General features: G+C 41.3%; 18 protein-coding genes. 13 read left to right on the top strand and 5 right to left on the bottom strand.

The genetic code is table 11. The features are described from left to right. The first annotated feature begins 15 nt into the window (after window positions 1-15). The gene (locus EHO65_RS09540) at window positions 16-1,641 is read left to right on the top strand and encodes a hypothetical protein (RefSeq protein WP_135773873.1); all 1,626 of its coding nucleotides are present in this window, start codon (window positions 16-18) and stop codon (window positions 1,639-1,641) included. An 81-nt stretch (window positions 1,642-1,722) separates the two neighbouring features. On the opposite strand, the gene lep is transcribed toward EHO65_RS09540, so the two are convergent. After that, entirely contained in the window at window positions 1,723-2,094 is a 372-nt protein-coding gene (gene lep / locus EHO65_RS09535; protein WP_135773872.1) for a LipL41-expression chaperone Lep, read from the bottom strand. Then, window positions 2,078-3,142 (bottom strand): lipoprotein LipL41, encoded by a 1,065-nt coding sequence (locus EHO65_RS09530; RefSeq protein ID WP_135773871.1) that lies wholly within the window; start codon window positions 3,140-3,142, stop codon window positions 2,078-2,080. The genes lep and EHO65_RS09530 overlap by 17 nt, the downstream gene beginning before the upstream one ends. Window positions 3,143-3,416: 274 nt before the next feature. Here EHO65_RS09530 and nadA point away from each other — a divergent pair, with 274 nt between their 5' ends. From nadA to EHO65_RS09515, 3 genes are read left to right on the top strand one after another with little or no spacing between them, the layout of a single operon-like run. Beyond that, window positions 3,417-4,388, top strand: coding sequence for a quinolinate synthase NadA (gene nadA, locus EHO65_RS09525; RefSeq protein ID WP_086448087.1), 972 nt, complete (start codon window positions 3,417-3,419; stop codon window positions 4,386-4,388). Between the two features lie 4 nt (window positions 4,389-4,392). Then, window positions 4,393-4,875 carry a 2-C-methyl-D-erythritol 2,4-cyclodiphosphate synthase gene (gene ispF / locus EHO65_RS09520; protein WP_135773870.1) on the top strand — a complete coding sequence of 161 codons (483 nt, stop codon included), beginning with the start codon at window positions 4,393-4,395 and terminating at the stop codon, window positions 4,873-4,875. Further along, window positions 4,848-5,339, top strand: a complete 492-nt coding sequence (locus tag EHO65_RS09515; RefSeq protein WP_135773869.1) for a hypothetical protein — start codon at window positions 4,848-4,850, stop codon at window positions 5,337-5,339. The genes ispF and EHO65_RS09515 overlap by 28 nt, the downstream gene beginning before the upstream one ends. Here EHO65_RS09515 and EHO65_RS09510 read toward each other — a convergent pair. Beyond that, the gene (locus tag EHO65_RS09510; protein ID WP_135773868.1) at window positions 5,336-5,767 is read right to left on the bottom strand and encodes a GNAT family protein; all 432 of its coding nucleotides are present in this window, start codon (window positions 5,765-5,767) and stop codon (window positions 5,336-5,338) included. The genes EHO65_RS09515 and EHO65_RS09510 overlap by 4 nt on opposite strands. 94 nt (window positions 5,768-5,861) lie before the next feature. Between EHO65_RS09510 and EHO65_RS09505 the strand changes: the two genes are divergently transcribed. The 9 genes from EHO65_RS09505 to EHO65_RS09465 all read left to right on the top strand — a co-directional run bounded on the left by EHO65_RS09505 (window position 5,862) and on the right by EHO65_RS09465 (window position 17,873). Next, window positions 5,862-6,209: a DoxX family protein gene (locus EHO65_RS09505; protein ID WP_135773867.1), complete on the top strand. Its 348-nt coding sequence runs from the start codon at window positions 5,862-5,864 to the stop codon at window positions 6,207-6,209. Between the two features lie 151 nt (window positions 6,210-6,360). Beyond that, entirely contained in the window at window positions 6,361-7,215 is an 855-nt protein-coding gene (locus tag EHO65_RS09500; protein ID WP_135773866.1) for a tetratricopeptide repeat protein, read from the top strand. 14 nt (window positions 7,216-7,229) lie between these two features. Then, window positions 7,230-8,186, top strand: coding sequence for a DNA-processing protein DprA (locus EHO65_RS09495; protein ID WP_135773865.1), 957 nt, complete (start codon window positions 7,230-7,232; stop codon window positions 8,184-8,186). Window positions 8,187-8,205: 19 nt separating this feature from the next. After that, a complete protein-coding gene (locus EHO65_RS09490; protein WP_135773864.1) occupies window positions 8,206-9,696 on the top strand; it encodes an HTTM domain-containing protein in 1,491 nt (496 codons plus the stop codon). Between the two features lie 597 nt (window positions 9,697-10,293). After that, window positions 10,294-16,092 carry a beta strand repeat-containing protein gene (locus tag EHO65_RS09485; protein WP_135773863.1) on the top strand — a complete coding sequence of 1,933 codons (5,799 nt, stop codon included), beginning with the start codon at window positions 10,294-10,296 and terminating at the stop codon, window positions 16,090-16,092. Continuing rightward, window positions 16,089-16,574 carry an LIC_10463 family lipoprotein gene (locus tag EHO65_RS09480; protein WP_135773862.1) on the top strand — a complete coding sequence of 162 codons (486 nt, stop codon included), beginning with the start codon at window positions 16,089-16,091 and terminating at the stop codon, window positions 16,572-16,574. The genes EHO65_RS09485 and EHO65_RS09480 overlap by 4 nt, the downstream gene beginning before the upstream one ends. 22 nt (window positions 16,575-16,596) lie before the next feature. Then, entirely contained in the window at window positions 16,597-16,941 is a 345-nt protein-coding gene (locus EHO65_RS09475) for a Bor/Iss family lipoprotein (RefSeq protein WP_425269337.1), read from the top strand. Then, a complete protein-coding gene (locus EHO65_RS09470; RefSeq protein ID WP_135773860.1) occupies window positions 16,929-17,243 on the top strand; it encodes an LIC_10461 domain-containing protein in 315 nt (104 codons plus the stop codon). Before EHO65_RS09475 ends, EHO65_RS09470 begins: the two co-directional genes overlap by 13 nt. A gap of 39 nt (window positions 17,244-17,282) precedes the next feature. Further along, entirely contained in the window at window positions 17,283-17,873 is a 591-nt protein-coding gene (locus tag EHO65_RS09465; protein WP_135773859.1) for a DUF2179 domain-containing protein, read from the top strand. A 27-nt stretch (window positions 17,874-17,900) separates the two neighbouring features. On the opposite strand, the gene EHO65_RS09460 is transcribed toward EHO65_RS09465, so the two are convergent. Continuing rightward, window positions 17,901-18,431, bottom strand: coding sequence for an SET domain-containing protein (locus tag EHO65_RS09460; protein ID WP_135773858.1), 531 nt, complete (start codon window positions 18,429-18,431; stop codon window positions 17,901-17,903). A 158-nt stretch (window positions 18,432-18,589) separates the two neighbouring features. Continuing rightward, entirely contained in the window at window positions 18,590-19,171 is a 582-nt protein-coding gene (locus EHO65_RS09455; RefSeq protein ID WP_135773857.1) for a hypothetical protein, read from the bottom strand. Window positions 19,172-19,300 lie beyond the last annotated feature (129 nt).

Below are 19,300 nucleotides of genomic sequence, written 5' to 3'. Positions count from 1 at the left end.
GCTAAAGGAGCATTCATGCGTTCACGTATTATTAGCGCAGTTTTATTATTACTAATTTTTTTACCTTATGTAGAGAATTGTAATCCTCATGAACACAATGGAGAGAATGAAGTTTCGTTTCTTTCCGGCCTTTTGTCCCCAGCTAAAAATATCGGCTCTGCTCCTGCCAATTCTGTAAACGCGCAATCCGTGATTTCTGGCATGTACACACAATCTAATTGGGCTTGGTGTCATAAATGCCAAGGACTTTTTTATTATGGATTGGAGCAGCCCAATAGTATCTGCCCAAGGGATGGCCTGCCCCATGAAGCGATACCGAGTGGAATCTATTATCTTCCCTTTCTTACCAGCGGGCAACCACTCCCATCCGGATACCAAGATCATTGGCATTGGTGTAAAAATTGCCAGGCTATTTGGTATGATTCTCCAGGCGCACCTAATGTTTGCCCGAATGGAGGAGCACATGACGCAACGGGAAGCGCATCCTATGCGTTAAGTTTGAATACAGCTTCTCCTAACTCACAACAAGGATGGAGATGGTGTAATCAATGTGGAGCTCTTCATTTCGGACCTAATGTTTCTCTCAGTATGTGCCCTGCGACCCATGGAAATCATAGTGTTACAGGAAGTGGAGATTACTATATTAATCTCGAACCCAATGTAATGACTCAAATTAATCAAATGGAATTGGCTCTTTCAGTCGAGACAGGTAGTACGGGGGGAATTGCTGCTGCAGGACAGATTTTAGGCCAATCCATTTTCTCAGCGCCGTCGAACCCGTTGCCTTATTATCCTAATAATGCAACTGTCCAAGACGTAAAAATCGCAAATGCACCGGATCGCGGGCTTAGCTATATAGCGTATTCAAGAGGGGATAAAATTCGTTTTGCTTCTGCTCCGAGGAGTCAATTTGCCCCAGGGAATTTCACTAAGACTGATTTACCTGCGAGTAATTTTACCTTCTCTACGCTTTCCTCTTTCGGATTTGTTTATTTTAAAGGGAATTTTTATTTGAGCTACGTGGGTACCCAAGGCAACCCGGATCAGAGCGGTGTTTATAGAAGTAGCGATTGTATCACTTGGACTCACATACTTCCTTATAGTGACGCCGGGAATTATAATCATTCTTCATCGGCGGTAGTGACGGGTGCCGGATCAGCTTCGGAAAAAATCTGGGTTTCTTATGCAGCCCCTATAACTTTTCCCGGCGTTAAGATCCAAACAAGCACCGACGGTTCTGCTTGGAATACTAGTAACTACTCTAATAATAACGCATTCGCTAGTTCTGCTCAGCTTGCTGCATTATCGAATGGAGAAGCTATCCTAGCTTTTTCAAAAGGAGGTGTAGGCGTTGTTCCAATACAATATGTGATATCCACAAACGGAGTCTTTCCGAATAATACTGCGAACATATTTCCTAACAGTCCGAGTTCAAATATCTTTCGAGAAATTGACATTGTAACAACCGGAACTGACGCAGATGTATTTCTTACATTCATTGATTCCGGTTCCAATAGCACTGCCTATCTAAGACGGTATAATTTGCAGAACGGAACACAATTGCAATCTACTACTTATACGGCACCATCAGGTGGAGTTTTTCAGAAGCCTTCGGTGAATTTAATGCCTAGATTTTATTAAGGTCTAATAAAATGAGGCCCCGTTGTCATTGGCGGGGCCTTATTTCATCTCTTATATCATAACATCTATAAATAGAAACTTTTAACCTTCTGTCTCCGCTCTCTTAGGAGCATGTTTTTTACATTCCTGAAGATCACCAAACTTCTCCTTGGAGAGTTCACATTGTACTTGGAGTAGACTTTTATTCTCCACACAACTTCTGATAATCGCTTCACTGGTCTCAGGTTTTAGGATCGATCTTAGCATCAATGCTTGTACACCTTTTTCCATAGTTTCATCGTTTGCGATCAATTTGGAAATATGGATCTGAGCATCTGAACATTCTTCCAAATTCGGTTTCGTTCTGCTACAATCTGACAAGAAGAAAGCAGAACATAAAAGAAAAGCGGACGTTAGCCGCCCGCTTTTCTCGAAACCGAAAGAAAGTTGAACTTTCTTATTTTTCAGTGTCATCAACGGCAGCAGCCGCTTCTACACGTTTACGAAGTTCTCTTACGTAGTTCTTGTCAGCTCCAGTAAGTTTCATTGCTTCTTCGTAAAGTTTGATCGCTTTTTCAAAGTCACCAGCTTGGAAGTAATAAGTTCCTAGGTTTGTTTTTGCTCCCCAAGACTTTCCACCAGCTTTTTTATCTGCTTTTTCCCAGTTCTCTTTCGCTTTTTTGAAGCTAGGAGTTTCTCCAGTGATCTCTTGGTATCCGTCGTCAAGGTATCCTGCAACTTCAGGATCTTCGTCGTCTTTGAATACTTTGATATACTCGGTTTTAACTTTTGGAGAAAGTCTGTCTTTGATGTAAAGAGCAGCTTCGTCTAAAGCTTTTCCGAAAGAGTCAAGAACAGAAGGGCAATCCAAGTTACCAACTCCTGCATCAACTTTTGCAGGGTTAGAAACTACAGCTTTTTTAACTTCTCCAGTTTCTACTTTGATCAAAGTAGCATCGAGAGGAATAAGCATATAACGGATACCGGTTTGTTTGCTAACAGGTCCGCTTCCGGTATCAACTTGTTTTCCAGTTGCCATAGAAGCGATTGCTCCACCAACTTTCAACGCAGCCGCTCCGTAATCTACCATCATCTCGCTTCCACACTCAGTGTATGGTTTTTGATAACCGATATGAAGAATTGCCTCAGCACCTAATTGGTTTCCGAGTTTAACACGGCTTTTAGTAATTCCGGTAAGAGTTAAAGAAGCTTCATTGATAGAGTCAGCTCTTTTGCTCAGGTCGATCAGTTTGTAATAAGTTTCCTTGTCAAAAGCTTCAAAAACTTTAGAAGGCATTTGATCGATAAAGCTGGAACCTGCTCCGAAAACGGTTTCCCAAAGACTTTTTTGGGGTTTTTCGACTGCTAATCCAACGTTGCGGATAGAGCCTAGGAATTTTTGAAGCTGGCGTCCCTCTTTTGATTTAGGAAAAACAGGGTATTCGACTTCAACTTTTTCGCCGCAGTTGGAAACCGAAAATGCAATAGCTCCTGCAAGGAGCAGAGCAGAGATTTTTTTCATTGGGTTAATACCAATCCTTTATGGATGATTTTTAGGAATAACTTAGTATTTGTTCCGGCATTTCTTTTTCTGTCAATTTATTTTAGAATACCGTCTGTAAGATGCGAAAAACTTGGGGTCGGCAGAACGAACGATATGTTTTGGGCTCCGAACAGATTATAAACACTTGCAAAACCTAGTTCTTTCGGCGATTTTACATTTAGGTTGCCTGACTCCAAGATCCAGGAGTCGAAATTAAAAAGAGATAGAACCGCCTAAACTGGCCGGGGGGCCCATGAAAACCATAGAGGATATTCGAAAATCCCTGGAATCCACTTACATGGAACATGAGATAGAGGAAAAACTTCCTCTCATCCAGGAGATCAACCGTCTCAAAAAAGAAAAAAACGCAGTACTTTTAGGACATAACTATATGACTCCGGACGTTTTTCACGGAGTTTCGGACATACTTGGAGATTCACTTTATCTGAGTAAGGCGGCCGCAGAAACGGATGCGGACATTATCCTTTTTAACGGGGTCCATTTTATGGCGGAGACTGCAAAGCTTATGTCTCCGGAAAAGAAAGTACTCATCGCCGATCTTAAAGCTGGCTGTTCCCTCGCGGAAAGTATCACTAGAGAAGATGTTAAAAAATTAAAAAGCCAATATCCCGGAGTTCCGGTAGTGACTTATGTCAACTGCACTGCAGAAGTGAAAGCTGAAACTGATATTTGTTGTACTTCCGCTAACGCTGTCCAGATCGTAAATTCTTTGGATAGTGACACAGTCATCTTTCTTCCCGATGAATACCTTGCGGGAAATGTACAGAAACAAACAAACAAAAAGATCATCTCCTTTCCGGGACGTTGTATGGTACATGAGATGTACACCGCGGAAGATATTCTTTCTGTGAGAAGGCAATGGCCTGGAGTCACAGTCATCTCTCACCCTGAATGTAACACAGACGTGGTAGAAGTTTCCGATTTTGCTGGTTCCACTTCTCAGATGTCCAAATATATCCGTGATTCAGGAGCAAAAGACGTGTTCCTAGTTACTGAATGTTCTATGGGAGACAATCTCAGATCCGAATTCCCCGATAGACAATTTGTTTCTTCTTGCAGGACCTGTCCTCATATGAAACGAATTACATTAGAAAAAATTAAAGATGCACTTCTATACGAACAATTCGAGATCAAGTTGGATCCTGAAATTGTAGAAAAAGGAAGAATGGCAGTCCAAAGAATGCTGGAAGTGAGTTATAAGTAACTTAATGTACAGAATAGGACAAGGATTAGACTTTCATAGACTGGAAACAAACGACTCTCGCCCGTTAATTTTGGGCGGAGCAATCATCGATTCGGAATATGCTCTTATCGGTCATTCGGATGCGGATATCGTAATACACGCATTAGCAGATGCGATCTTAGGAGCCATGGGATTGGGAGATATAGGCCAATATTTTCCGGATACGGATCCCTCTCTCAAAAACATGGACTCCAAATTGATTTTGCAAAAAACTTTGGATCTAGCGAAAGAGAAAAGTTTCAGTTTGGTAAATATCGACTGCACTTTGATCGGAGAAAGACCTAAAATTTCTCCACATAGAACGAAGATACAATCTTCTCTTTCTAATTTATTAGGATTACCTGAAGATTGTGTTTCAGTGAAAGCTACTACTACCGAAAAAATGGGAGCCTTGGGCAGAACCGAAGGATTGGGCGCAAGTTGCGTGGTACTTTTGCAGAAAAACTAAAACCTTCTCATAAAATTGCGATCAAATGGACCGCAATTTTATTCATATTCATTACAATATTCTTATATATCCTAAAAGATCCATATCTGGAAACTTCTTCTTATTTATTGAGAAGAGAAGTAATGGAAGAATTGCCTCTAGGCAGTTCGAAACGAAAGGTAATGGATTATATCAAAAGAAAAGATCTGGATCTGGTTGGTTTTCATCAGGGACAATTTCCGGATGATCCTGAATATGTTTCGGATATTATGGTATTTACTAAAAAAGGAACAGTCCAATCCAACGCGTTCCATTGGATCCCAACCGAAAGTAGTTATATTGAAGTTAATTTAGGAATGTATATGAATTTGAAAGAATTCAGATTTTGGAAAAAACCTTTTCCGCTGAGAGTAAGATTATATTTTTTATTTTCAAACCAACAATTAATACAGATCCGAGTTGTGAAAAAAACGTTTCCTTTTTAACGAACCTTCTCCATTAAGATCGCGTCTTCTCCCGGACCATAATAAGATTTCCTTCTTCCCGATTCCAGAAAGCCTAATTTAGAATATAAAGAAATAGCAGAAGAATTCAAATTAGAAACTTCTAAAATAGTTTTAGGAAATAGGTCACATAGTGTTTTTAGAATGGTTTCTGCTTCTCCTTTATTGCGCTTTTCAGGAATAATTCCAATTCGTAATAATTCGGAAAAATCAATTAGATCCATATAAAATACATAACCAGTATCCTCTTTGATCCAAGCAGGATGATTTTCGATATGACTTTGGATGGAATAATTGGACCAAGGAGAATTTCCAAAAACTGTTTTTTCCATTCGGATCAGAATTTGTAAATCTTCTGGCCGGACTATTCTCCAACCTTGGGGCAGATCGTTTTTTTTTCCCAGATCCAATCCATTTTCTCCTTGCGTGAGTCGGGATCTTCCATACTAATTAACGGTCGCTTTGCGAAAGCAATTTTCGATCAAACTCGAGGAGAAAATTTTTATGCAAACAATCGGGAAATATGTATACGCAGTCCCGTTCCTACTTTTTGGACTTAACCATTTTGTTGCAGGAAGCCAAATGGCCGGAATGGTTCCAGTTCCAGGTGGAGTCATTTGGATCTATGTAACAGGAGCAGCAATGGTAGCAGCTGCGGTTAGCATTTTTATAAATAAAAAAACCAAACTCGCTATGACCCTATTGGCCGTACTTTTAGGAATTTATATTGTCCTTCTACACTTGCCGGGAGCAATTAAAGGAGATATGGCCTCAACTATCAATACCTTGAAGGATCTAGGTCTTTTAGGTGGAGCTTTAGTTATCGCTGGAATTTCCAGAGACAACGCATAATTTACAAAGGGAGAAGGTTCGGTATCTTCTCCCTTCCTTCCTAATCTTTTTACCTTTCAAAAAAATTACATTTTCAGGATTTTCCGTGGACCATCCGTACACTTCCCGGACATGGTATTCCAAATACGATTTCTTCCCGAGGTGGAATCAAATGAGGATTATACTCCTTCTTCTTTTTGTATTTCTAATTTCCGATTGTAAGAACCTAAGTAAATTTTCAGGAAAGAATACAAAACCTCCCACTGTTGAGGATCTCGAAGCTTGGAAACGCCGTTTGAATATGGACGAATCCGAGATCATTGAATTAGAGAAGAAGATCCGGGAAATGGCTTCCAAAACCAGGTCCGCCGGTGCTCTAAGCTGGAAGATAGCTCAAGGATATATGAAGATCGGCGATTACGATCTAGCATCCAAATATTATAATAAAGCAATCCAAGAACAAGGTTCCGGAAAAACAGAAGTGATCGGTGCCGATGTTCATTTTTTCGAATCTTCTCTTCCCTATTTTGATAAAGCACAACTTTTGATGCCTGTGGACCAACAGCTTCTTTTCGAAACTGCTTTGTCTTATGCAAACGCTTCCAAGGACAGAGGTTGGGAACCTAAAAGAAGGCAAATCGCAATCGAGATCTTCCAATCACTTTCCAGACAGGACGCAAGGGATTCCAGATTTCCTTATCAATTGGCTCTGATCTATTTTGATTCCTCTATGGCGGATTCTTCTTGGGAAGGGATTAATGCAGGTTTTCAAGACCAAGAGAAGGCATTTACTCTTTTAGATTCTATCTTAAAAAAAGAACCTCGTAATGTTCCTGTGTTATTTGCAAAAGGGAATTTTTTATATAGATTCGGCAAAGCACAAGAAGCAAAAGATATCTATCTACATTTAAAAAATACGATAGAAGGACTCAAAAAAGACGGATTCATAAAAGAAGATCTGAACGAAAACGAATCTTATAAAAACGTAATCAATAATCTGAACAAAATGGAATCCTCTGAGAATTAATATATAGATCCTATATGGATTTTCTTTCTCTTTCTTCTCCAAGCTTATATAAAATCCTTAGTAGATCCAGATTTTTATCCCAGAGCCTCTCTAAATCGGAGGTTCTGGAAAAATTAAAAGAAATATTACCAAAAGACCTAAAAGAAAAAGCGGAGTTCGATTCTAAAAATTATTCCTCTTCCTTAAAAAAATTAGGAACGGAGATCGTTTCCTATTTTGATCCTGAATACCCTTCTCTTCTGAAAGAGATTTACGATCCGCCACCCAATTTATTCTGCTTTGGAAATGTTTCTCTCCTAAAACTTTCCTATCTGGCCGTAGTAGGCACTAGAAAAGTTTCTCCAATAACATTATATTATTCTAAACTAATTCCGAATTTTGTAAATTCTCTCGGGTTGGATGGTATTGTTTCCGGTTTAGCATTAGGAGTGGATAAGGCCGCAATGTTACAAGCCTTAGATCAAGAAATGCCTGTGATCGGAGTAATGGGCACAGGTCCTGAAAAAGAATATCCTCACGAAAATAGGAATTTGTATAAAAGAATGAAATCCTCTGCAAACGGTTTAGTGATCACCGAATGTCCTCCCAATTTTGAAGTCAGAAAATACGCATTTCCAAAAAGAAATAGGATCATAACCGGCATCTCTCCTTCTCTACTAGTGATGGAAGCTCCTACTAAAAGTGGCGCCTTATCTTCAGCATCTAATGCGATCTCTCAAGATAGAGATGTTTTTATATTTGATCATCCGCTACAAACTCAGAACCAAGGAGGAAAACAATTACTCTCCGAGGGTGCGAGTCCTGTTTCGTTTGATAATTATCAGAAAGAAGGAGAGAAAATTTTTCATTTGGAGGAAATTCTTCCTTCTAACTTCGAAGAAGTTCCGGGAATGCTTGCTCGATTGGGAAAAAACAAATTGAATGGTAATTGGATCGATCTAGGAAACGGTTTTATTCGATCTGTTCAATAAATAGAAAAAGGAATCATACTTGTCTCTTTGGAATCGGTGTAAGTCCGAACTATTCGAACAATCTCCAGCTTGGTCCTTAGGATTTTTCAGATTCGGGTTCGGCATTCTTTTATTTTTTATCTCAGCCCGTTATCTTCAGCACGGTTGGGTACAAAAATATTTTTTAGAGCCTGGTTTTCATTTTAAACATTTCGGATTCTCTTGGGTTGGGGTAATTCCCGGACCGATTTTGTATTCTGTTTTTATAATATTATGTATCACCTCCCTATTTATTTCTCTGGGAGTGCTTTATAGGACTTCAATTTTTATTTATTGGTTAGGATTTTCCTATTTTAATCTTTTAGATGTTTCCACTTATCTAAATCATTATTATTTAGTTTTTCTTTTGCTTTTCCTTTTATTTTGGATCCCTGCAGATCGTTGTTTTTCTTTATCCCAATTTTTAGAAGCATATCGAAACGGAAGATGGAGTATTCCCAAAATCCCAAATTGGTCTTTATGGATCTTACGCTTTCAAATTGGCTGTGTATATTTTTTCGGCGGTTTAGCAAAATTAGTTCCAGACTGGTTGTTCTCCGCTCAACCTCTTAGGATCTGGTTAGTTCGAAATACCGACTTTCCAGTAATCGGAGGATTTTTCTCTTATCCGATTGCAGGTTATGTTTTCAGTTACGCTGGATTACTGTTCGATCTGTTTGTTCCATTCTGTCTTTTGAAAAAAAATTTAAGGCCCTGGGCTTATAGCTTAGTTCTTATCTTCCATATCCTCACATGGAGACTTTTTCCGATCGGAATGTTCCCTTGGATCATGATCTTCTCCACTTTATTATTTTTTCCTGCGGATTGGCCGATAAAAGCCAGAGGATTTCTAAAAAGAAGAGGGATTTTCCCTTACGGAGAATTAAGAAACTTATTCAAAACCGCTTGGAATAAACTTCCTGTTCCATTTCGTTTTCTTTCGGCAAAAATTTTGCTGATACTTTTACGTATTTTAGAAAAACCGAATGTATGGGGAATACATATAGAAACCAAATTAAGAGAATTTGCCTCTAGTTTTTCTTCCAGGTTCGGTGTCTGGGCGGCTTCAATATATATTATGATCCAGGTATTATTCCCTCTCAGGCATTTTTTATATCCGGGGAACCATTTATGGACCGAACAAGGTTTTAGATTTGCCTGGCATATCATGCTCATCCAAAAGAATGGGATCGCAAGTTTCCAAGTAGTGAACCAGCGAACCGGAGAGATCCAATACGTTTTACCTGAATCTTATCTGAACGAAGTGCAAAAAACAATGATGAGCACTCAACCCGATCTAATCCTTCAATTCGCTCATTTTTTGGGAGATAGGGAAAAGAAAAGAACTGGAGACGATATCGCAGTTTATGCAGAAGTAAGGGTTTCCTTAAACGGCAAAAAGAGCCTTCCGTTCATTGATCCGAATCGAGATCTAATGAAGGTCAAGGACGACTTTTTCCATAAAGACTGGATCCTTCCGGACTTTAAATAATATTGTTATTCGAATATTCGCTTCTCTGGGAGACTCATTGGTGCTTTTTTTTGCAGGCCCTTGCGCGTCCTTGACGGAAATAATTTCGGTCAATAGGGACATAACCAAACAATTTTAAAAAATGTTCACGTTAGTCTCTCATTAATAGAACAAGATCTTATCTTCCTTTCCGCTCATGGAAAAACATTTCATGTCCATATGTGTCAATTTAAGGACAAAATACTACTTTAAAAAAACGTAATTCGTTCGAATTACGAAATCCGTATTGTAATCATTCGATTACAATCTTATTTTCGAGTTCTATCTTTTTAGGATTGTTGGTTTTTTTCATTTTTAAGAGTAAACATTCGTAGAAGCAAATAGCAGTATCTGGCTCCTGATAAAAATTTCATTACTCAAGTGACGTTTTTATAAATTAAAACAGGTTCTGCATATGGCCGAACTCCGTCGCCCGATCTTCGGGACGAAGTAAGTATTTACTTACAAAACTAATCCATAATATTTATTTTTTCTTGAAATAGTCGTTAGATATGTATCGTCCGATAGAATTAGGTCGATAGTAGATTAACAGCGACTGTCGAACCGAAAGAGATATATATGAGCTCCGGAATCAACCCCACCAAAAAATTCTACGCTGCACTGGCGTGTTCCTTCCTTCTTTTTCAAGGATGTGTTGCCTGGCCTTTACTAACGGGAGCAGTTGGACTCGCGGCAGGAAAAAAAGGCGGAGGAGGATTATTCTTCCTTCCTGGTGGAGGAACTCCTACATTAAGTAGAGTAGAGATCTCTTCTCCGAATTCAAGTTTCGCAAAAACTACAAGCATGTCTTTGGTGGCGACTGCTGCGTATTCCAATGGAACTCATAAAGATATTACTGCGGATGCTGTATGGAGCACCAGCGATTCCAATATTATTTCTCTAGCAGCAGGTGGACAGGCGACAGGAACAGGAGTTGGGTCTGCGGATATCAGTATCACTTATGAAAACAAAACTGCACTCATTTCTCTTTCCGTAACATCAGCTCCTTTAAGCACAATTTCCATTTCCTGTATAAACCAAACGGATAGTTTGCCTAAAGGGATCACAAGGCAATGTACTTTAACTGGTAACTTTGCAGATGGTTCTAACCAAGATCTGACTAATGATCCAAATACCACATGGAGTATTGGAAGTTCTAGTGTAGCTACAATTGATTCTGCAGGACTTGTGACTGCGGTAAATGCCGGAACTACTTCGATCCAAGCTTCTTATAATTCGTTCAATGCTAGCAATTTAACTTTAACTGTTAGCTCTGCAGCTTTGGTTTCCATCGCGGTTACTCCTACAAATAAATCTTTGGCATTGGGAAAAACTCAACAGTATACTGCCACTGGAACTTATTCGGATAATTCAAACCAAGATATTACGAATTCTGTAACTTGGAATTCTTCTGACACTGCAGTGGCTACGATCAGCAATACAGCAGGATCCAGAGGATTTTTATCCACAGAGGATATGGGAACTTCCACAATCACTGCTACTCTGAATTCTATCGGAGGTAACACTGACGTTACGGTTACTGCTGCCGTATTAGAAAGTATTTCTATCACTTCTCCTACTTCTAGTTTTAGTACCCCGAAAGGTAGAACCTTAAATCTTGTTGCTACGGGTATTTTCTCAGATGGTCATAATGAAACGATTACCGACCAAGTAACATGGTCCAGTGAAGATAATTCTATCGCAACTGTGGATAACGGTGCCGGATTTGAAGGTAGAGCTTCGGGAATAGCGGTAGGAACCGTAGATATCACAGCAGAAATAGGAGGGATAGAAGAAACTATATCCTTCTCCGTAACTGCAGCTGTTTTAGAGTCCATCCAATTAACTGCGGATGATTCTTCTATCGCAAAAGGAACAAGCACGGCTATCTTAGCGACAGGAGTTTACTCTGACGGAACTTCTCAAAATATCACCGGTTCAGTTTCTTGGAATAGTTCTTCGACTTCTATCCTTCAATTGGGAACTTTAACTGCTACTCCTAAAAAGCAGGTGAATTCTCCTAATAACGGATCACTTGGAACTTCTACAATCACTGCTACTTCCGGAAGTATCAGCGGCACAGTGGATATTACTGTTACTGCGGCGAAATTAGTTTCTATCGCAGTAACTCCTACGAATCCAAGTGTTGCAAAAGGTTTAACCAAAGATTTCACCGCGACTGGAACTTATACGGATGCAAGCACTCAAGATCTGACTACATCCGTTACCTGGGCTTCTTCCGATACAAGCAAGGCTACCATTAGCAATGCTGCAGGAACAGAAGGTAAAGCAACAGCCGCTGCAGTCGGAACTACAAACATCACTGCAACTTTAGGAACAATCACTTCTCCTTCTACCACTCTGACCGTAACCGCGGCGGTTTTACAATCGATCACGATTACTCCTTCTAATCCGAGTGTTGCAAAAGGAAGATCTGAGAACTTAAGTGCTACAGGAACTTATTCTGATAATTCCACTCAGGATCTTACAACTTCAGTTACTTGGTCAAGTTCCAGTAACTCCACCGTCGGCGTAAGTAACGTAAACGGAACCAAAGGAAAGGCAACAGCTGTATCCGTTGGAACTGCAACAATCACTGCAACTTTAGGTTCTGTGTCTAACTCCATCACATTTACAGTAACTTCTGCAGTATTGGATTCAATCGAAGTCCATATCATGGATTCGTCTATCGCGAAGGGAACTTCTACACTTGCAGTGGCGGAAGGAACTTATTCGGACGGAACCAGCACTGATATTACTGACCAAGTGGTTTGGGGAAGTTCCCAAACTTCGATCGTTCAATTGGGTGTTTTGACTGCTGCGCCTAAAAAGACTTTAACTTCTCCTAATAATGGTTCTTTAGGAACATCTACTATTTCGGCAACCATTGGAAGTATTAGTGGAACTGCAAATATTACCGTGACAGCCGCCACTTTGGTTTCTATCCAAGTAGATCCTACAAATCCAAGTGTTGCAAAGGGTCTTACTCAGAACTTTACTGCGACTGGAACATACACTGATGCAAGCACTCAAGATCTGACTACTTCAGTTACCTGGGCTTCTTCCAGCACTAGCAAGGCTACCATCAGTAATGCTGGGGGAAGTAAGGGGCTTGCTACTACTCTTGCAACGGGGACCACGAATATCACTGCAACTTTAGGATCAGTGACTTCTCCTGCGAGTGTATTGACTGTAACTGCTGCAGCTCTTACAAGTATTACGATTGCTCCTGCTCCTACTCTAAGTATTGCGAAAGGGCGCACGCAAAACTTCACTGCTACTGGACATTATACCGATAGTTCTACTTCGGATCTGACTACTCAAGTGACTTGGAGTTCTTTCGATCAAACCAAGGCAACTGTTAGCAATACTTCCGGAACGAACGGTAGATTAACTGCTCTCCAAGAGGGAAGCACTCAAATTTCTGCAAGTTATAACTCTGTAACTAGTACGGATACTGCGGTTACCGTAACAGCTGCGGTCCTGGATAGTATCTCCATCACTCCAACTAACTCAAGTTTGGCGAAAGGATATACGACTCCATTCACTGCAAACGGTGTATACTCGGATGCTACTACATTGGATATTACAACCCAAGTGACCTGGGCTTCTTCCAATACTTCTTCTTCTACGATCAGCAATGCTTCCGGAACAGAAGGTACAGCAACTGCGGTTGCGGTTGGAACAAGCACTATCTCTGCAACCTTAGGTTCAGTATCTTCTTCTACCAACTTTACAGTAACCGCTGCGGTATTGGTTTCTATCGCCGTATCTCCTACGAATAGTAATGTGTATACGACTCAAACTAAGGACTTCACTGCGACTGGAACGTATTCAGATTCCTCTACTCAAAACCTGACTACTTCAGTTACCTGGGCTTCTTCCGATACAAGCAAGGCCACAATCAGCAATGCTTCCGGAACGGAAGGTAGAGCGACAGGTGTTGCGGCAGGAACTATTACTATTTCTGCAACTAGCGGTTCAGTGAGTGGAAACACCCAATTAACTGTAGTCTTCTTGGATACCACAGCCCCGATTGTATCTAACGTGGTTTCCTTGAGCCCTACTACAATAAGGGTAACATTCTCCGAGTCCGTAAATACAACTCAGGCAACCACTGCCGCTAATTATAAATTGGCTTTAACCTCTGCAGTAAGTGGATCTTGTTCGGATAATAGTAACTTCTCCTCTACTTCTAATATTTCTGTTTCTTCAGTAAGCGGAAGTGGTGCGATCTATACTCTTACCTTAGCTTCTTCTCAAACTTCGGGAACCAACTATACCGTGATCGTGAATAAGAGCGGGGTCCAAGATCTTTCCGCAAGCCCGAACAATTTAGGTTGTGCGAACTATGGAGACTTCGTAGGACAAGAGCAGTTAAAAGTAAGCTCAGCTTCTTGCGCAAGCACTAGCACTGTGATCATCAACTTCTCCAAACCTATCAAGTCTGGAAATAACGTGAGCAATTCCGCAGAATGTAGCAGCACTTCCGAATGTGCAAACCGCTACTCATTCTTTGGGACCACAAGCTTAGGAACCATCAGTTCTGCTAAGATTCTAGATGGTGTGGTCTGCGGTGGTGCGACTGCAGATTCCGCAAAAGTTTGTGTTACTCACAGTTTATTACAAACCGGCGCTCAATACACCATCATGGCGGCGAATAACGTAAACGGTGACGGATTCGATAATACTTCTTGGGGATCCATCCGTGACTCGGGAGATTCTGAGAATATCCAATCTTCTCCAAGGGATAGAGCATCCTTCTTGGGTTGTGGAACTTCTCCTGTAAACTTTGAAGATGGACCGATTTCAGTTGATCCGAACGGTTCTACATTCGGTTATCTGGCAGACTTTAACAGCAAGATCTATACAGGTCCAAACAATGCAGGTAACGGAGCATTACGTTTCGCTTATGATGGATCCAACCCTGAATCGGTTCAGTTCTCCTTTGTAAAAGATACGAACGGACAGAACTCCGACACTTCTAATGTTAGCTCTAACTCTGCGACCACTCGAGAGAACAGCATCGCAGTTCCACCTTACGTAACATTAGGACATTCCGGTTGTACTCAAAACGATGCGACTCTTGCGAATGGTTGTGGTCCGGATAATGAAAGTGGAAGGGGACTTTTCACCACCGGTTCTTTGAGCAGCAATCCATTCATCTTTATTGCTGCCGCAAAAACCGTTCCAAGCGGATCGAATTACAATTTCGACTATATCTACTATTCGAATGATACTTCAACGAACCTGAACTATAAATACATCGATATGGGTTCCATTACTGGAACTGTAACTGCAGGAACTTCCTCTATCTCCGTTCTAAATGATAGAGTCTTCCCTGGATTTGCAAAACCAAGTAATGATGGAACCGGAACCGGCGGAGGATTGAATGCTCCTGACTTCGGCTATATCACATTCAATAGTGCCGATTCAGGCGGAACAGGAAACTGTACTGCGGGTTCCAACTGCGACGCTTACGATGGTAGCAATGGTAGAAGGATACGTATCGACTATATGCCTTACTTCGGTGGACCTTCCGCTGGAGGAAATGGCAGCATCAACAACAGCCCGAACTGGGGATATTATATCGGAGTGGATTCTTCGATCGTATTCAAGAATAGGATCTATGCTGCGAATGGTGGTCTGCATGCAGTCGGGCATAACGGATCAATCATTCGTTCCAATTCTTCCAGCCCTACAACTGCCTGTGCTAGTAAGAATACTTGCGCGGACTGGACGGAAGTAGGACCGAGAACCAATACTAAATGGCATAACAGTACTACGAATAACTGGTTCTCACTGGAACTTGCAAAATTCTACGACTTGATCCCAGGAGATAGAGCATTCGCTCAGTTTGCTGAATACAATGATAAACTGTATGTGACTCGGACCATCTGTATCCAAGGAACTCAGGCAAGCGGGATCCGCACTGCTGCTGGAACAGTATCCGGATGTACGGATGGAACAGACACGAACCGTAGAGCTCAATTATGGAAATGTGATCCTACCGCAACGGGAGGCAACACTGAATGTGATGCAGGAGACTGGAGCGTAGTGGGAGATGATGGAAACGGTATTACCAACTTCGGAGATACTACCAACAAGACCATCACCATGGTTGCTAAGAACGGAACATATCTCTATGTAGGATTCGATAACCCGAATGGTATCCGTATCTATCGCACGAATACAGCCAACCCTGGATCTGCTTCGAATGTATGGACTCAAGTTGCAAGTGGCGGACTCACAGACTCTACCAATGTGCAGCAGATCTTCTCTGCTGTATCCGTCAATACAGGCGGGGTATATTATCTCTATGTGAGTGTTGGAAAAAACAATACTCCGGTGAGAGTATACAGACAACAGAACTTATGAAAAAGAATATAAGCCTCTGTTTAGTATTCAGCCTATTCTCTCTAGTCCTTCTCTATAATTGTAGAGAAGATCAGAGATACGAACCGTTACGTTTTGAAAGAGTTACCAAAGCGGAAGCCTCTGCTTTCCAAGCCCAAGTAGACGGAACCATTCTAGAAGGTTCTTGGGAATATAGATTTAGGATCAAACAGGCAGATAGAGTCACTTTAATCATCGAAGTCTTAACGGATAAACCGGACCTGGGAGTTTCCTTATCCAGAAAAGGGATCCTATTCGATTCTAAGATCAAATGTGGAGAAAAGATTAACCAACTTTCTCCCTGCAAACTTGAAATCAACAATCCTGAAACAGGAGATTATTCTTTGGTATTAAACCATCTTTCTTCCGATCCATCGGAAGTCCTTTCTTACAGAATATTCGCCGCAGTGCATGGCCCAGGTTATGCTTCGGTAATTTGGGAGGAAGAAGTTGCGCGCAGATAAAATTCTACCCTTACTCTTTATCATGCTATTAAGTATAGGATTTGGGGAATCTTGCAGACATGCAATGGTCCGTTATCCTCAAAGTCTTCCGGAAGCATGTAGGATCTATCCTACTTCCAGAGAATGTAAACGTGCCTTGGATATAAGATCCGCGCAGGCGGAACAGGGTGGAGAAGTTCATAAGGTCCAACATACCTACTACTTCTTCGGACTTTATCCTGGAAACCTGGTCTTAGACACTTCTAAGTACTGCTCAGAAGGACCTAAATCGGTTCATCAATACACAAGTTTTTGGAATGGACTCTGGGAACAGTTAACGCTTGCGATCTATTCCCCTCAAACAGTGGAGATAGAATGTTACAAGTAATCAAAATTCTGATCCTAGTTTTAGCCCTTGGACTTTCTGTGGGATGCCATACGACCACTGTGGTTTATAAAGGTGGGGAAACTCCTTATGCATTGGCAAAGGAAACTCCAGGCCCGGATAAAAAAGTAAAACAAGGAAGTACAGTTTTCGGGATCTATCCTACCGGTGCTCCTATGGAAGCAAACTGCGACAGGAATCATCCGGAAGTGATCATCAAGACCGGCTTTGTGGACCTGGTCATTCATACACTGATCGGTCCCTTCTATACTACCAAAACGGTAGAAGTTTACTGCAAACCGTAAATTGCTGGCCAAGCGCCCAGTATCCTCCAGAATAATCGAATGCCTAACTGGGCCTTCGATTATATCCTTTTACCCCTCGGAATTTATTTAGCCAGAATGACGGACGTAAGCATAGGCACAGTCCGTATTATCCTAATCTCCAGAGAAAGAAAGATCCTGGCTGCAATGCTCGGCTTTGTAGAAGTACTTCTCTGGTTAATCGTAATCACTCAGATCATGAGAAACCTAAGTAATGTACTCTGTTATATAGCATATGCAGGTGGATTTGCGACGGGCACTTTCTTAGGTATGGTAGTAGAAGAAAAACTCGCCTTAGGACATTCACTCATCCGTATCATCGTTCCAGAAAAAGGGGAAGAGATCGTCCAAAACCTAAGCCAAGCCGGTTATCGTACCACTACACTGGAAGCTCAGGGAGCCAGAGGGCCGGTTAAAGTCATTCTATCCTTATTAAGAAGAAAGGATATACCTATAGTGCTTGGGATATTGAAGAATACTGCGCCAGGTGCCTTTTATACGATAGAGAATGCTCGTAAGACAAGCGACCCGGAACTATGGAAGGATTCCGGACAGGAAGGAGAAAGTTTTGCCCGCATCCTATGGAGAAGGCAATCCAGGATCAGGAAATGATCCCGGATCTAAAAACAAGAAAGTCCCTTACGCAGGGACTTTTACTAAGATCTTCTTAATTTCCTTATGCATGAACGTAGGAAAGTTTAGATTGTACTGAGGTAGTAAGAGTTTCCAGTCGTCCTTACGGATGAATTTGCGGCAGTTGGAAGACCCGCAAGCACATTCAAAGGTCTGGTCGAAGTTCACTACGAAGTTACCGTAGTCTATATTCAGCTCTTCCCCAACTTCTATATCCCTTTTGGCTATAATATTATCCGTTTGATCGTACCACATGTTCGGATCGCAGGAATGGTTCATAAAGTTGGAGTGATTGATAACAAATTCAGATCCGGAAGGTCCAGTGACTAGGCCGAAGTCTACATCATAGCCGTATTTCATGAAGATTTCCTTCTCCTCTTCCGGAAGTTCATCGGCTTCCGAGACGGAGAGTACTTTCCATCCGAATTCCTCATCTTCGATCCACTCGCTATAGCTGAACAATAAAGTTCCCTTAGCGATTGGTTGAGAGGCGAAGATTCCGTTTTCCCCGAACTTGTTCGTGCGTCTTTCGATCATGCAAGATCAACCTGCTCTTCCCCATTAGGGGCAAAATTTTTATCAGTCAAGACCGAGATCGAAAAAACTTCAATTAAAAATATGAAATACCCCCTAGCTCGGCCCCTAAAAAAGAAAGACCCATCCCGACCGGTCTTATTCATAATTGGAAAAAAATTTCAAACGCCTCTGTCAGGAAGAAGATCGGAGATCAGTTCGTAGGTCCAGTCCCCGTACGGATCCTCATCTTTCTTCTCACTCTTGAGAGACCTCCAGTCCTTTCCCTTTCTTTCCATAACTAAAGAAGAAATTTTGAATAGAGAAGTACGGCCACTCGCCTCTTCCAGTCTGGAACTATCCCTTCCTATTTCTAGAAAACAAGTCAGAGGAAAAATCCTGCTCCAATTTTCCCCCAAACTTAGGATGGTCTCTTCTAGATCTTCGGACTTGGAGCCGAGAGTGAGTCTAGTAACATCCACAAAGATGGGAAGTTCTCTCCCAGCATGACCAAGAGTACCGGATCGGATCTCTTTGCAGAAGTGAACTGCTTGCGAAAAATTTTCTGCGAAACCTAATACCGCGGATGAGTGATGATTGGAAATTCTGGAGATCATTCTTCCAAAACTAAGTCCGTCCTCTAGACCCAAACTTCCTTTGGGAAGTATGAGTATCGGTCGAATGTCTTTGCGGACCAAACGAAACAGGTATTTAACTAATGCGAAGGATTTATTTCTAGTCGGCTGGAACAAAGTCAGGAACATGTCTTCTTCTTATTTCGAACGAAACTTATCTTTCGTTTAGTATAATTTATAATAAAGAATAAATTCTATGTCGCATAAACGAATGCAATTTTCGTAAAATTCAAGAAAAGGAAAAACGCTTGAGTACAT

It is taken from the genome of Leptospira andrefontaineae, from assembly GCF_004770105.1.
GTDB classification, from domain to species: Bacteria; Spirochaetota; Leptospiria; order Leptospirales; family Leptospiraceae; genus Leptospira_B; species Leptospira_B andrefontaineae.
The sequence above is the reverse complement of the archived record's forward strand: the minus strand, read 5'-3'. Positions and strand labels throughout refer to the sequence as shown.

Coding starts and splice junctions, on each gene's coding strand:
- EHO65_RS09500 (WP_135773866.1), top strand. CDS start 6,361: ATGAGGATTATACTCCTTCTTCTTTTTGTATTTCTAATTTCCGATTGT.
- lep (WP_135773872.1), bottom strand. CDS start 2,094: ATGACACTGAAAAATAAGAAAGTTCAACTTTCTTTCGGTTTCGAGAAA.
- EHO65_RS09480 (WP_135773862.1), top strand. CDS start 16,089: ATGAAAAAGAATATAAGCCTCTGTTTAGTATTCAGCCTATTCTCTCTA.
- EHO65_RS09485 (WP_135773863.1), top strand. CDS start 10,294: ATGAGCTCCGGAATCAACCCCACCAAAAAATTCTACGCTGCACTGGCG.
- EHO65_RS09465 (WP_135773859.1), top strand. CDS start 17,283: ATGCCTAACTGGGCCTTCGATTATATCCTTTTACCCCTCGGAATTTAT.
- EHO65_RS09495 (WP_135773865.1), top strand. CDS start 7,230: ATGGATTTTCTTTCTCTTTCTTCTCCAAGCTTATATAAAATCCTTAGT.
- EHO65_RS09540 (WP_135773873.1), top strand. CDS start 16: ATGCGTTCACGTATTATTAGCGCAGTTTTATTATTACTAATTTTTTTA.
- EHO65_RS09530 (WP_135773871.1), bottom strand. CDS start 3,142: ATGAAAAAAATCTCTGCTCTGCTCCTTGCAGGAGCTATTGCATTTTCG.
- EHO65_RS09505 (WP_135773867.1), top strand. CDS start 5,862: ATGCAAACAATCGGGAAATATGTATACGCAGTCCCGTTCCTACTTTTT.
- ispF (WP_135773870.1), top strand. CDS start 4,393: ATGTACAGAATAGGACAAGGATTAGACTTTCATAGACTGGAAACAAAC.
- EHO65_RS09475 (WP_425269337.1), top strand. CDS start 16,597: ATGCTATTAAGTATAGGATTTGGGGAATCTTGCAGACATGCAATGGTC.
- nadA (WP_086448087.1), top strand. CDS start 3,417: ATGAAAACCATAGAGGATATTCGAAAATCCCTGGAATCCACTTACATG.
- EHO65_RS09455 (WP_135773857.1), bottom strand. CDS start 19,171: ATGTTCCTGACTTTGTTCCAGCCGACTAGAAATAAATCCTTCGCATTA.
- EHO65_RS09470 (WP_135773860.1), top strand. CDS start 16,929: ATGTTACAAGTAATCAAAATTCTGATCCTAGTTTTAGCCCTTGGACTT.
- EHO65_RS09460 (WP_135773858.1), bottom strand. CDS start 18,431: ATGATCGAAAGACGCACGAACAAGTTCGGGGAAAACGGAATCTTCGCC.